This window comes from Acidimicrobiia bacterium (genome assembly GCA_036271555.1).
Taxonomy (GTDB): Bacteria; Actinomycetota; Acidimicrobiia; order IMCC26256; family PALSA-610; genus DATBAK01.
In genome coordinates this window covers 1-12,500 of sequence record DATBAK010000093.1, presented here as the reverse complement: position 1 = coordinate 12,500, position 12,500 = coordinate 1, and the positions used below count along the sequence as shown (strand labels likewise).

The following is a 12,500-nucleotide window of genomic DNA, read 5'->3' as shown; positions in this document are numbered from 1 at the left end:
GCCATGAACGTAGACGCGTTCGTCGCCGACCGATCACCAACGTGGGAGCGCCTGGAAACGCTCGTCCGGGACGCCGGAAAGCGTCCGGAACGGCTCGGTCCCGACGGCGTGCGCGAGCTCGGCGTGCGCTACCGCGAGACGGTGGCCGACCTCGCACTCGCGCGCCATCGCTACCCGGCCGATCCCGCAGTGCGCCGACTCGAGCGGCTCGTCACGAACGCCCGCCACCTCGTGTACGACTCGGAGCCGCGGCGCGGCGCGGTGCGCGACTTCGTGTCGCACGGATACTGGCGCCGGATCCGCGAGCGGCCGGTCCCGCTCCTCGTCGCCGTGCTGTTCCTCTTCGCACCCGCGCTGCTCGCGGGCATGTGGGCGTGGCGCGATCCCGGCGCCGCGTCGGGACTCGTGCCCTCGCAGTATCAGCGCGTCACCGAACCACGCCCGTCGAACACCGACCTCGGCGTGAGCGTCAGCGATCAGGCCGCGCTCGCGAGCCAGATCTTCACGAACAACATCACGGTCACGATGCTCGCGTTCGGCGGCGGACTGCTCCTCGGACTCGGCACAGTGCTCGTGCTCGTGCAGAACGGCGTGTTGCTCGGCGTCGTCGCGGGACTCTCGATCGGCGCGGGCAACGGTCGTCCGTTCTTCGCGCTCATCACCGCGCACGGTGTGCTCGAGCTGAGCTGCATCTGCGTCGCGGCCGCGGCCGGGTTGCGCATTGGTTGGGCGATCGTCGATCCCGGTTACCGAAGACGCGGTGAGGCGCTGCGCGAGGAAGCGCGCGCCGCGATCGAGATGATCCTCGGCACCGCACCGTGGCTCGTCGTCGCGGGGCTCGTCGAAGGCTTCATCACCCCCGCGGGGCTCGGGCTCCCGACGGTGCTGACGATCGGGATCGCGCTCGGCGCCGTGTTCTGGGGCCTCGTGCTGTGGCGCGGGAAGCCCGCGACCGTAACTACGACGACCGTCGACGCCGGTATCTGATCGTCGCGAGCGCGGCCACGATCGCCGCGCCCGTCAACCCACCGATGATGGCACCGTTGCGCAGCCGAACGCGCGACCGCGTCGGCTCGGTGTCGGCCTCGACCGCTTCGACGTCCTCGAGGAACACGGTCTCGGACTCGAGCTGGATGTGCGCCCCGTGCTCGGGATCCTGACCGGCGGCCCGCCGCAACTGCTCGCGGAACACCTCGGGACCGACGCCATCCGGGACCTCGCCGGGCACCCATTCCTGATCGCTCATGTGGGACGGATGGTAGCTACAGCCGCGCGCGCGACTTGAGTCGGAGGTAGGCGCGTACGCATGCGGCCGCGAGGTGCTCGGGCGCCGACTCGACGACCTCGGCGCCGGCGCGGCTCAGCTGGGCGACCACCCGGGCGCGGCCGTCGAGGAGCTCGAGCGCGACCGCGGCGCGGTACACGTCGTCGCGATCGCGCGGCTCGACGCGGACCGCGTGGTCGACATCTGGGTCGCGTACCGATGCAATGACCACCGCATGACGGCGCGCGAGCACCGGTATCGCGGCGACGAGTGAACGCGCCGCCGCTTCGTCGAGGAGATCGGTGAACACGACGACGAGCGCGCGCTTCGCGGACCCGACCGCGTGGAACGCGAGGTCGTAGTCGCTCTCGACGGCGCGCGGCTCGAGGTCGAACACCGCGCCGATCACCGCGTCGCTGTTGCGACGACCGGTCGCGACGCGCCGGCGGATCTCTGCGTCGAACGCGATCACACCGCTGCGATCGCCGAGTTCGTCGGCGACGAGCACCACCGCCGCGAGCGCGTCGAGGGCGGCGTCGAGTCGTGTGCGCTCGCCGATGGGCGCCGACATCAGCCGTCCGCAGTCGAGCACGCACACGACGTCGCGGTCCTGCTCCATCCGGTACTGATTGCTCATCGGCCGGCCCGTCCGCGCGGTCGCGGCCCAGTTGACCTGCCGGATGTCGTCGTCGGGCTGGTAGTCGCGCACGGTCTCGAAGTCGGTGCCGAGCCCGAGCGCACCCTTGGCGATCAGGCCCGGATCGCGGAAGCGGCCGCGGCGCAGCGCGACGACGAGCCGGCGCGCCGCGGGGACGTCGGGGTACACGAGCACCTGCGCGTCCTCCCCGCCCGAGAACTGCCAGCTGCCGAGGCCGAGTGGCCCCACCGTGCGGGCCGCGACCGGGGGGAGCAGGTGGCGGCCGCGCCGGCGCGCGGTGACGTGCGCGTCGAGGTGCCCGTCGGCTTCGGGCGGGTCGACGACGAGGTCGGGCACGGCGGGTTGACGCAGCCGGACGCGCGATGCACTCGGACCGATGGCGCGCACGGTGAGCGGCGCGCGGACGCCACGGACGACGACGGGAGGGACCGAGCGGCTGAGCCGAGGCGCGCGGTGCGCGAGCACCGCGTCGACCACGGTCGCGATCGCGACGGCGATCGCGAGCACGACGACGATCGCGATCGGAATCGCGAGTGCGAGCAATGCGACGACGCCGAGCGCGTACGCGGCGCGCACTGTGGGGCTCACGTCGAGCTCACCGCGGGACGGGCACCGCAGCGAGTGTGCTCGTGATCGCGTCGTCGGCGCTGTAGTGCTCGAGCTCGGCTTCGGGGCGGATCAGCAGCCGGTGGCGCAGCACCGCGCGCGCGACCGCCTGCACGTCGTCGGGGATCACGTAGGTGCGGTCGGTCATGCTCGCGGCCGCCTTCGCCGCCGCGAGCAGGTGCACGGCGGCGCGCGGGCTCGCACCGAGCGCGACGCTCGGCACCTCGCGTGTGCGGCGCACGATCGCGGCGACGTACGCGAGCACGTCGTCCGACACCGTGACCGTATCGACGCGCGCGGACTCGGCGCGCAGCTCGTCGGCGGTCACGACCGGCTGCACGTCGGCGAGCGTCGCGGGCGCGACACCGCGGTGCGCGAGCCGGAGCAGCGCGACCTCGTCGCCGGCGGTCGGGTACCCGACGTCGACCTTGGCGAGGAAGCGGTCGAGCTGCGCCTCGGGCAGCGGGTAGGTGCCTTCGTACTCGATCGGGTTCTGCGTCGCGACGACGAGGAACGGTGTGGGCAAGGGGTGCGCGACACCGTCGACGCTCACCTGTTGTTCCTGCATCGCTTCGAGCAGCGCCGACTGCGTCTTCGGTGGAGTGCGGTTGATCTCGTCGGCGAGCACGAGGTTCGTGAACACGGGGCCGGGCCGGAACGCAAGCTCGCTGCCGGCCGCGGTCGTGCGCAGCGTCATCGTGCCGGTGAGGTCGCTCGGCAGCATGTCGGGCGTGAACTGCACGCGCCGGAAGTCGACGCCGAGGGCACGCGCGAACGCGTTGGCGAGCAACGTCTTGGCGACTCCGGGAACGCCTTCGAGCAGCACGTGGCCGCCGACGGTCGTCGCCGCGAGCAGCACGTCGACGACGTGATCCTGACCCACCACCACCTTCGACACCTCGGACACGACCCGGTTGCGGAGCTCTCTCACTGACCTTCCCTTCGGGTTGCCTGCATGGCGTGGTGCAGCGCGCGCCCGAGCGCGAGCACCGTCTCGTCGGTGACCGGCGCGCGCAGCGCGTCGATCTCGTCGTCGGACAGTCCGAGCGCGTGCGCGCGGCGCGCGAACTCGGTGGGTTCGAGGTCGGCCGTCGCGCCCGCGGGACCGTCGACACCGAAGGTCGCGCGCGCGTCGATCGTTGCGTGCACGCGCCGGGCCACGGGCGCGAGCGCGTCGTGGGGCTGATGCGTGCGCCGCAACGTCGAACCCACGGCGTCGACGTACGCCGCGCGCGGCGGGGGGAGCGGACGGCTCGCGTCCTCCGGCGGACCGAGGCGCCGGCCCCGTGCCCACATCAGCACGAGGCCTGCGATCGCGAGCCCGAGCAGCGCGAGCTTCCAGTCGGTCGGGATGGCCCCCAGCCCGCGCGACGGCCCGTAGCCGTGCACGCTCTCCGGGAACACGACGGGGCGGCTCGCCGGCCCCGCGAGCGTCAGGCCGAGCGCGGCGTTGTCGGCGGTGTCGAGCAGACGGTTCTGGAACGGTGACGCGTCGGCGACGAACTCGATCGTGCCCCGCCCGACCCTCGCCTCGGTCACGAGCGCGGCGTCGGTGGTGCCGACGAGCGGCGTCGACGCACCCGGTGCGATGAACGTGCCGTCGCCGTCGGTCACGACCCTGCGGATCGGCGCGAGCGAAGACGCGACGTCGCTCCACGTGCTCGGGCCGCCGCTGGTCCACTCGGGCGGGTTGTCGCGCAGTGCGGTGAAGTAGTCGGGGAACGTGCCGCCGACGACGAGCCGGCCGCCGTTCACGACGAACGCCAGCAGCACGCCCGCGTCGTTGCCGCTGATCGTGTCGGGATCGAGGACCACGACGGTCGTCGAAGGATCGAGCGTCGACGACTCCAAGGCGCCGCGCGTGCGCTCGACGGAATGACCTTCGGCGCGCAGCAGGTCGGCGTACGCCGCGAGCCCGTCCGTCTGGGTGCCGTACGACGACGACGTGCGGCCGCTCGGCGTGTGGTCGCCGCCCGTCGACGCGCTCACGAACCGGGCAAAGAGATTGAGCAGCAGCGCGCCCACTACCACGACGATCGCGACGCGCCAGCCAATCGGGATGCGCTGCCATCGGTTCGCGCGCGTCGCGACCGCGAGGTCGGGCTCGGTGCTCACGGCTTGCGCGCCGACGAGACGACGTCCGGCCACTCTCGACGCGCACCGTCGGTGTCGGTCGGTTCGGCGTCGGCGCCGCCGTACGTGATCCTCTCGAAGCGATCGGCGAGCGCGTCGAACGCCGGCGAATGCAGCTCGGCGCGCACCTCGGCGGTCGGGATCGACGGGCGGTACGCGATCGCGTGCGCGTCGCGGTCGAGCCGCAACAAGCCCGCGCGGAACCGCAGTCGCACCGCGAGCGCGTGGTCGCCGCGCGCCTCGGCCTCCGCCGCGGCGGCCTCGAGCTCCGCTGGGCTCTCACCGCGCACGCGCGCGGTCGGTTGCGCGTCGCTCGCGAGCCGGCTCGCGTGCGTGCGCGCGCGCACGCCGGTGGCGACGAGGTAGACGACGACCGCGACGACCGCCGCGATCGCGATCCCTTCGACCCACGGCTGCGACCAGTTGGGCAGCCAGGAGAAGCGGTCACCGATCCAGTGGGTGATCGGTGAGACGCGATCGCCGATCCAGCTCAGGATCCCGTGCAGCGGTCGCGGCACCGGCGAGCCCTTGTAGCGGCGGCCGTCGAGGATGTGGCGTGCGGTCGCGCGCGCCCGCGCGGGATCGATCGCGGTCGCGCTCACCGCGGTTGGTCCGGCGGGGGCGAGGACGGTGGGGGCGGCGGAGGAGGTGGCGGTGGAGGCGGCGCGCCCCATTGCGGCGGGGGCGCGGGCGGTGCGTCGGGCGCGTGCGGCGCGCCCCACGGTGTCGTCGCGCCGGGCGCGGGAGTCGGGCCGTATGCGGGTGTCGCCGGGCTGCCGAGGTTCGAGAGCACCATCTGGATGTCGAGGCCCTCGTGCCGCACGCGCAGGTCGTAGTAGAGGATCACGTACGTCGCCGCGACGAACGGTGTCGTCACCAACGACGAGATCATGCTCACCGCGCCGGACGTGACGATGTACGCGGTGCTCGTCGTGCTGTGCGATGCGAACAGCACACCGACGAGCGCGACGACGAGCGCCGAGCTGATTGCGGTCGTGAGGATCGTCGCGAGGATGCCGAGTCCGAGGGTCGGCCAGAAGCGCGGGGCCACGAGTCGCTTCGAGCGTCCGAGCGCGTGCGTGCCCCGAATGTCCTCGATGAGCAACGCGGGTGTCGCCACGAGCCACGACGTCCACAGCCACACACCGGGGACGGCGCAGAGGGAGAAGCCGATGAGGATCGCGGGTGCGGCGAGGAGCTCGAGCCACAGCAGCGACGGCAGTCGACGCAGCGCGAGGGTCAGCGACGCGCGCGCGTCGGCCGGCACGTTGCCGAGGTACGCGTCCGACACGCCGCGCGTGCACGCGCCGACCGCGAGGCGTCCCGCGATGAAGCCGAGCAGCGTGACGATCAGCCCACCCGCGATCGCGACGCGCAGGTCGTGCGTGTCGAAGGTGCCCGACGTGATCGAGATGCCGCCGAGCTGTGTCGTGGACCCGCCGTGCGAGGGGCGTGCCGACAGGTTCACGAGCGTCGTGATGATCCCGACCGGCACGACCGCGACCGCGGTCATCGCGACCAGCGCGCGGAAGTTCTTTCGGTAGATCTGGATCGCACGGTCGAGGATCTCGCCGACGTCGAGCGGACGGAGCCCGCCGTACCCGGGACCCGAGCCGTACGGCGGCGGTTGCATCCCGCCGACGATACGCGTGGCGCCGCTACGAGTCGCGTTCCCGCCAGAGCGCGCGAGCGGAGCGAGCGGCGCGACCTTGGCCGGCGGCTGAGGCGTCGGTGAGGGCGAGCTTGCGAGCCCGACCGGTGATTACAACGTGCGGATGATGGCGGCGTCGCCCTGGCCGCCGCCGCCACAGAGCGCCGCGGCACCGGTGCCGCCACCGCGGCGGCGCAGCTCGTTGATGAGCGTGAGCACGACGCGCGTACCCGACATCCCGACCGGGTGACCGAGCGCGATCGCGCCGCCGTTCACGTTGACGACGTCGTCGTTGATGCCGAGGTCCTTCATCGACGCGAGCCCGACTGCGGCGAACGCCTCGTTGATCTCGAAGAGATCGATGTCGGTCAGTGCGAGCCCGGTGCGCTCGAGCGCGTTCTTGATCGCGCCCGACGGCTGGTGCAGCAGCGACGGGTCGGGACCGGCGACCATGCCGAACCCGACGAGCTCCGCCATGGGCTTCAGGCCGAGCTGCTCCGCGGCCTCGCGGCTCGCGACCACGACCGCGGCCGCGCCGTCGGAGATCTGCGACGCGTTGCCGGCGGTGATCGTGCCGTCCTTGCTGAACGCGGGACGCAGGCCGCCGAGCGACTCCGTGGTGGTACCGGGACGCACGCCTTCGTCGGTGTCGATGACGACCGGGTCACCCTTGCGCTGCGGAATCTCGACCGCCGCGATCTCTTCGGCGAGCCGGCCTTCCTTCTGCGCCGCGGCGGCGCGCTCGTGGCTCTTCGCGGCGACCTCGTCCTGGGCCTCACGGCTGATGCCGCCGACCTGACCGACGTAGCTCTCGGTGCCCGCGCCCATGTGCACGGCGTCGAACGCGCACCAGAGGCCGTCGTGGATCATCGAGTCGACGAGCTCGCCGTTGCCCATGCGGTAGCCGCTGCGCGCGCCGGGCAGCAGGTACGGCGCGTTCGTCATCGACTCCATGCCCCCGGCCACGACCACGTCGGCGTCGCCGGCCTGGATCATCTGGTCGGCGAGGTAGATCGAGTTGACGCCCGACAGGCACACCTTGTTGACGGTGAGCGCGGGGATCGTCATCGGCAGGCCGCCGGCGACCGCGGCCTGGCGGGCGGTGATCTGGCCGGTGCCGGCCTGGAGCACCTGGCCCATGATCACGTAGTCGATCTCGTCGGGCGCGATACCCGCGCGCTCGAGCGCGGCGGCGATGGCGCGGCCTCCGAGCGCGGTCGCCGACAGCGACGCAAAGGCTCCGGAGAGCTTGCCGATCGGCGTGCGGGCCGACGAGACGATCACCGAACCGGGCATGACGTCCTCCACCTCTCGGACCAGACCGGTGAGTGTATTTCGGCGGGCGAGCGCCGAGCTACTCGCCGGTAACAAGCGTTCCGGGCGGTCGACGGCGGTGCGAGGCTGGGGCCCATGACGACCTTCCTCGCGCACGATCCGCGCTCGGCCGCGGCGATCGGCGAGTACACCGACAGCAGCCCCGACGACGTGCGTGCCGCGACCGCGGCCGGGGCGGAGGCCTTCGCCGCGATCCGGCACGGCACGCGTGCCGAACGGGCGGGTTGGCTGCACGCGATCGCCGACGCGTTCGACGCCGCACCCGCGGAGCTGCTCGAGATCGCCGACCGCGAGACCGCCCTCGGTGCCGCGCGGCTGACGGGCGAGTGGGGGCGCACGCGCGCGCAGGTCCGTGCCTTCGCCGCACTCCTCGCCGACGACGCGTTCCTGGAACCGATCCACGACGCGGCCGATGCCGACGCGGTGCCGCCCCGCGGCGACCTGCACAAGATCCTCGTGCCGATCGGGCCGGTCGCGAACTTCGCGGCGAGCAACTTCCCCTTCGCCTTCTCGGTGCCCGGTGGCGACACCGTCGCCGCGCTCGCCGCGGGCTGTCCCGTCGTGGTGAAGGCGCATCCCGCGCATCCCGGGACGTCGCGCCGCTGCGCGGCGCTGATCGCCGACGCGCTCGTGCGTGCCGGCGCGCCCGCGGGCACGTTCGCGATGCTCGAAGGCGCGGGTGTCGACGTCGGGCGCGCGCTCGTGCTCGCGCCCGAGATCGCGGCCGTCGCGTTCACCGGTTCGCGCCGCGGCGGCCGCGCGCTCTACGACCTCGCGGCGACGCGCGAGGTTCCGATTCCCGTCTACGCGGAGATGGGTTCGGTGAACCCGGTGTTCGTGACCGACGCCGCGCTCGCGGCGCGCGGTGACGCGATCGCCGACGGCTTCGTCGCGTCGATGCTGAACGGCACGGGTCAGTTCTGCACGAGTCCCGGCGTCGTCGTCGTGCCCGCGGGCGCGCCGGGCGACGCGTTCGTCGCGCGCGTGGTGGCCGCAGTCGATGCCGCGCCGCCGGGCGTGATGCTGAACGGGCAGATCCGCGACGGGCTCGCCGCGCAACGCGCGTCGACCGAGAAGCTGAACGGCGTCGACGTGCTCGCGCAGGGCGCGCTCGCCGACAGCGGCTTTGCGATCGCGGCGACCGTGCTCGCGACCGACACGGCGACGTTCATCGCGACCGACGCACTGCGCGACGAGCACTTCGGCCCGGTCGCGATCGTCGTGCGCGGCGCGGTCGACGAGATGCCCGCGATCGCGCGCGCGATCGACGGCAGCCTCACCGGCACGATCCACGCCGAGGACGCGGAAGCCAGCCGCGCGCCGGTGCTGCGACTGCGCGACGCGCTCGTGGAACGCGTCGGCCGGCTCGTGTGGAACGGCTTCCCGACCGGTGTCGCGATCGCGCCTGCGATGCACCACGGCGGCCCGTATCCCGCGGCGACGCACTCGGGCTTCACGTCGGTCGGGCAGCACGCGGTGCGCCGCTTCCTGCGCCCCGTCACCTTCCAGGACGTGCCCGCCGCCGCATTACCGGTGAGCTGACCAAGCTGGGTACCGTTCCCGGCCATGTCCGAGATCGACGCGATCCGTACCGCCATCCTCGAGGACGCGCCCGCCGCGGAGATCGGCGCGCTGCCGATCCCCGAGACCGTGCGCGGCGCGCTGGTGAAGGCCGAAGAGCAGGAGATGTTCGCCGGCATGGCGTCCGACGACAAGGACCCGCACCGGTCGTTGCACGTCGAGGAGTTCCCGCTGCCGGAGCTCGCGCCCGACGAGGCCTACGTCGCGGTCATGGCGTCGGCGATCAACTTCAACACCGTCTGGACGTCGATCTTCGAGCCGCTGCCGACGTTCGGGTTCCTCAAGCGCCTCGGCAAGGAAAGCGTGTGGGGCGCGCGCCACGACCAGCCGTACCACGTCGTCGGGAGCGACGGTGCGGGCGTCGTGCTGCGCGTCGGATCCGCGGTGCGCAACTGGAAGCCGGGTGACCGCGTCGCGATCCAGTGCAACCACGTCGATGATCAAGATCCGTCGGCGCACGACGACTCGATGATGGCCACGAACCAGCGCATCTGGGGCTTCGAGACGAACTTCGGCGGGCTCGCGGAGATCGCGGTCGTGAAGGCGAACCAGCTCATGCCGAAGGCCGCACACCTGTCGTGGGAAGAGGCGGCGTGCAACGGCCTCTGCAACTCGACCAGCTACCGCATGATCGTGAGCCGCAACGGCTCCGGTATGGCGCAGGGTCAGTCGGTGCTCGTGTGGGGCGCGAGCGGCGGCATCGGCGCCTACGCGTGCCAGTACGTGTTGAACGGCGGCGGCACTCCGGTGGGTGTGGTGTCGTCGCCGAAGCGGGCCGCGATGCTGCACGAGATGGGCGTCGAGCACGTGATCGACCGCAAGGAAGAGGGCTACCGCTTCTGGTCCGACGAGACGACGCAGGACCCGAAGGAATGGTTGCGGCTCGGCAAGAAGATCCGCGGCTTCATCGGGCGCGACGTCGACATCGTGTTCGAGCACCCCGGTCGCTCGACGATGGGCGCGTCGGTGTTCGTCGCGAAGCGCGGCGGGCTGATCATCACGTGCGCGGCGACGTCGGGATTCATGATCGAGTACGACAACCGCTACCTCTGGATGAACCTCAAGACGCTGAAGGGCTGTCACTTCGCCAACTACCGCGAGGCGTGGGAGGCGAACCGGCTCGTGTGCGACGCGCGCATCCACCCGACGCTGTCGAAGGTGTACACGCTCGACCAGACTGCCGACGCCGCACAGGCCGTGCAGCAGAACCTGAGCGAGGGCAAGCTCGGCGTGCTCTGCCTCGCGCCCGAAGAGGGCCTTGGTGTCACCGATCCTGCGCTTCGCGAGAAGCATCTCGACCAGATCACGCTCTTCCGTCGCTTCGAGGACGCATCATGACCACGACGCTGTTCACCGAGATCGATCACGTCGCGATCGCGGTGCGCGATCTCGAGGCGGCGATCGCGTACTACCACGACACCTTCGGTTGCGAGGTCGAGCACCGCGAGATCGTCGAGAACGACGGTGTCGAGGAAGCGCTGCTCAAGGTCGCGGACTCGTACATCCAGCTGCTCACGCCGTCGCGCGACGACTCGACGGTCGCGAAGTATCTGGACGCGAAGGGCGAAGGGCTGCACCACATCGGCTACCGCGTCGCCGACTGCGCGGCCGCGCTCGCCGCCGTGAAGCGCGAAGGTCACCGCGTGATCGACGACGCGCCGCGCCCGGGCAGCCGCGGCACGACGGTCGCGTTCGTGCACCCGAAGACCGCGTTCGGCACGCTCATCGAGCTCGTCCAGGAATAGTTCGCTGCCGGCGATCGCGCGAGACGACGGGCGGTCGCTCGCGTACGAGACCTACGGCGACGACGGCGCGCGGCCCGTCGTGCTGTTGCACGGCTCGCCGGGCTCGCGGTTGTTCCGACCGCCGCCCGAGCTCGTCGACGAGCTCGGCGTGCGCGTCGTCACCTACGACCGGCCCGGCTACGGACGTTCGGACCCGCAGCCCGATCGTCGCGTCGCCGACGCGGCCGGCGACGTGCGCGCGCTGCTCGACCATCTCGACGTCGAACGCGCCGCGCTGATCGGTTGGTCGGGCGGCGGCCCGTTCGCGGTCGCGACCGCGCGCCACCTGTCCGAGCGGGTCGCGCACCTCGCGATCGTGAGCGCGCCGGGGCCGCTCGACGAGGTGCCGACCGCGTGGGAGGCGCTCGGCGACTATCAGCGCCCGACCGCGGAGATGGCGCGGCAGGACCCGACGCGGTCGAAGCGGGCGATCGGTCGGCACATGGAGCCGTACCTCGAGAACCCGGTGTTGTTCCTCGGCGGCCGCGGCAAGGGACCCGACGGCGAGACGGTGCGCGGCCCCGCGAACGCGATGCTCGTCGAGCAGGTGAACGAAGCGCTCGTGCAGGGGGCCGAGGGCATCGCGGCGGATCTCGTCGCGATGTGGCTCGATTGGGGCTTCCGTCTCGCGGAGGTCGCGGTGCCGACGACGGTGTTCCAGGGCGCGCACGACCGGCACAACCACGACGACGCGCGCTGCTACGCGTCGAACATTCCCGACGCGACTCTCGTCGTGTGGCCCGACGCGGGGCACCTGGGCGTCGTCTCGGAGTGGCGGACGGTGTTGGCCTAGCCTGATCGCATGGCCGACGCAGTCTCGGGCTCCGACCCCGCGCCCCACCCGCATCCGATCGAGGAGCGCATCGATCAGCTCGAGAAGCTGCGGGAAGAGGCGAAGCACGCGGGCAGCGCGGCGGCCGTCGAGCGTCAGCACCGGCGGGGGAAGCTCACTGCTCGCGAGCGCATCGAGAAGCTGCTCGACCCGGGCTCGTTCGTCGAGCTCGACATGCTGGCGCGCCACCGCGCGCACGGCTTCGGGATCGAGAACAGCCGGCCCCTGACCGACGGGGTCGTCACCGGCTGGGGCACGATCGACGGGCGCAAGGTCTTCCTGTTCTCGCAGGACTTCACCGTCTTCGGCGGCGCGCTCGGCGAGGTGTTCGCCGAGAAGATCCACAAGGTGATGGACCTCGCGGAATCGGTCGGTGCGCCCATGATCGGCCTCAACGACGGCGCCGGCGCGCGCATCCAGGAAGGCGTTGTCTCGCTCGACTCGTACGGCGGCATCTTCTACCGGAACGTGAAGGCGTCGGGCGTCGTCCCGCAGATCAGCGTGATCCTCGGTCCGTGCGCGGGTGGCGCGGTGTACTCGCCCGCGATGACCGACTTCATCTTCATGGTGAAGGGCACGTCGCACATGTTCATCACCGGCCCCGACGTCGTGAAGACGGTCACCGGCGAGGACGTCACGCAGGAAGAGCTCGGCGG

Annotated in this window: 13 protein-coding genes; 6 read left to right on the top strand and 7 right to left on the bottom strand. The window is 71.9% G+C overall.

Annotation, left to right across the window (positions count from 1 at the left end; translation table 11 throughout):
- The first annotated feature begins 3 nt into the window (after nt 1-3).
- On the top strand, nt 4-987 hold the full coding sequence (locus VH914_21125) for a stage II sporulation protein M (GenBank protein HEX4493720.1): 984 nt from the start codon (nt 4-6) through the stop codon (nt 985-987).
- Here VH914_21125 and VH914_21120 read toward each other — a convergent pair.
- From VH914_21120 to VH914_21090, 7 genes are all read right to left on the bottom strand, one after another.
- The gene (locus VH914_21120; GenBank protein ID HEX4493719.1) at nt 959-1,246 is read right to left on the bottom strand and encodes a hypothetical protein; all 288 of its coding nucleotides are present in this window, start codon (nt 1,244-1,246) and stop codon (nt 959-961) included. The two genes, VH914_21125 and VH914_21120, sit on opposite strands and share 29 nt — an antisense overlap.
- A gap of 16 nt (nt 1,247-1,262) precedes the next feature.
- Nucleotides 1,263-2,510 carry a DUF58 domain-containing protein gene (locus VH914_21115; protein ID HEX4493718.1) on the bottom strand — a complete coding sequence of 416 codons (1,248 nt, stop codon included), beginning with the start codon at nt 2,508-2,510 and terminating at the stop codon, nt 1,263-1,265.
- A gap of 7 nt (nt 2,511-2,517) precedes the next feature.
- Entirely contained in the window at nt 2,518-3,459 is a 942-nt protein-coding gene (locus VH914_21110; protein ID HEX4493717.1) for a MoxR family ATPase, read from the bottom strand.
- Nucleotides 3,456-4,643, bottom strand: a complete 1,188-nt coding sequence (locus VH914_21105) for a DUF4350 domain-containing protein (protein HEX4493716.1) — start codon at nt 4,641-4,643, stop codon at nt 3,456-3,458. The genes VH914_21110 and VH914_21105 overlap by 4 nt, the downstream gene beginning before the upstream one ends.
- On the bottom strand, nt 4,640-5,263 hold the full coding sequence (locus VH914_21100) for a hypothetical protein (protein HEX4493715.1): 624 nt from the start codon (nt 5,261-5,263) through the stop codon (nt 4,640-4,642). The genes VH914_21105 and VH914_21100 overlap by 4 nt, the downstream gene beginning before the upstream one ends.
- Nucleotides 5,260-6,294 carry a hypothetical protein gene (locus VH914_21095; GenBank protein ID HEX4493714.1) on the bottom strand — a complete coding sequence of 345 codons (1,035 nt, stop codon included), beginning with the start codon at nt 6,292-6,294 and terminating at the stop codon, nt 5,260-5,262. The genes VH914_21100 and VH914_21095 overlap by 4 nt, the downstream gene beginning before the upstream one ends.
- Before the next feature lie 129 nt (nt 6,295-6,423).
- Nucleotides 6,424-7,608, bottom strand: a complete 1,185-nt coding sequence (locus VH914_21090) for an acetyl-CoA C-acetyltransferase (protein ID HEX4493713.1) — start codon at nt 7,606-7,608, stop codon at nt 6,424-6,426.
- A gap of 114 nt (nt 7,609-7,722) precedes the next feature.
- Here VH914_21090 and VH914_21085 point away from each other — a divergent pair, with 114 nt between their 5' ends.
- From VH914_21085 to VH914_21065, 5 genes are all read left to right on the top strand, one after another.
- Complete coding sequence (locus tag VH914_21085) at nt 7,723-9,189, top strand: aldehyde dehydrogenase (NADP(+)) (protein HEX4493712.1); 1,467 nt, start codon at nt 7,723-7,725, stop codon at nt 9,187-9,189.
- Nucleotides 9,190-9,213: 24 nt separating this feature from the next.
- Entirely contained in the window at nt 9,214-10,566 is a 1,353-nt protein-coding gene (ccrA, locus tag VH914_21080) for a crotonyl-CoA carboxylase/reductase (GenBank protein ID HEX4493711.1), read from the top strand.
- Nucleotides 10,563-10,973, top strand: coding sequence for a methylmalonyl-CoA epimerase (mce, locus tag VH914_21075; protein HEX4493710.1), 411 nt, complete (start codon nt 10,563-10,565; stop codon nt 10,971-10,973). Before ccrA ends, mce begins: the two co-directional genes overlap by 4 nt.
- 79 nt (nt 10,974-11,052) lie before the next feature.
- Nucleotides 11,053-11,805 carry an alpha/beta hydrolase gene (locus VH914_21070; protein ID HEX4493709.1) on the top strand — a complete coding sequence of 251 codons (753 nt, stop codon included), beginning with the start codon at nt 11,053-11,055 and terminating at the stop codon, nt 11,803-11,805.
- Nucleotides 11,806-11,814: 9 nt separating this feature from the next.
- The coding region (locus VH914_21065; protein HEX4493708.1) for a carboxyl transferase domain-containing protein at nt 11,815-12,500 on the top strand (686 nt) is incomplete at its 3' end.

What these genes read in the sequence shown, in the direction of transcription:
- VH914_21085 (HEX4493712.1), top strand. Translation starts at nt 7,723, where the DNA reads ATGACGACCTTCCTCGCGCACGATCCGCGCTCGGCCGCGGCGATCGGC.
- ccrA (HEX4493711.1), top strand. Translation starts at nt 9,214, where the DNA reads ATGTCCGAGATCGACGCGATCCGTACCGCCATCCTCGAGGACGCGCCC.
- VH914_21125 (HEX4493720.1), top strand. Translation starts at nt 4, where the DNA reads ATGAACGTAGACGCGTTCGTCGCCGACCGATCACCAACGTGGGAGCGC.
- VH914_21095 (HEX4493714.1), bottom strand. Translation starts at nt 6,294, where the DNA reads ATGCAACCGCCGCCGTACGGCTCGGGTCCCGGGTACGGCGGGCTCCGT.
- VH914_21120 (HEX4493719.1), bottom strand. Translation starts at nt 1,246, where the DNA reads ATGAGCGATCAGGAATGGGTGCCCGGCGAGGTCCCGGATGGCGTCGGT.
- VH914_21090 (HEX4493713.1), bottom strand. Translation starts at nt 7,608, where the DNA reads ATGCCCGGTTCGGTGATCGTCTCGTCGGCCCGCACGCCGATCGGCAAG.
- mce (HEX4493710.1), top strand. Translation starts at nt 10,563, where the DNA reads ATGACCACGACGCTGTTCACCGAGATCGATCACGTCGCGATCGCGGTG.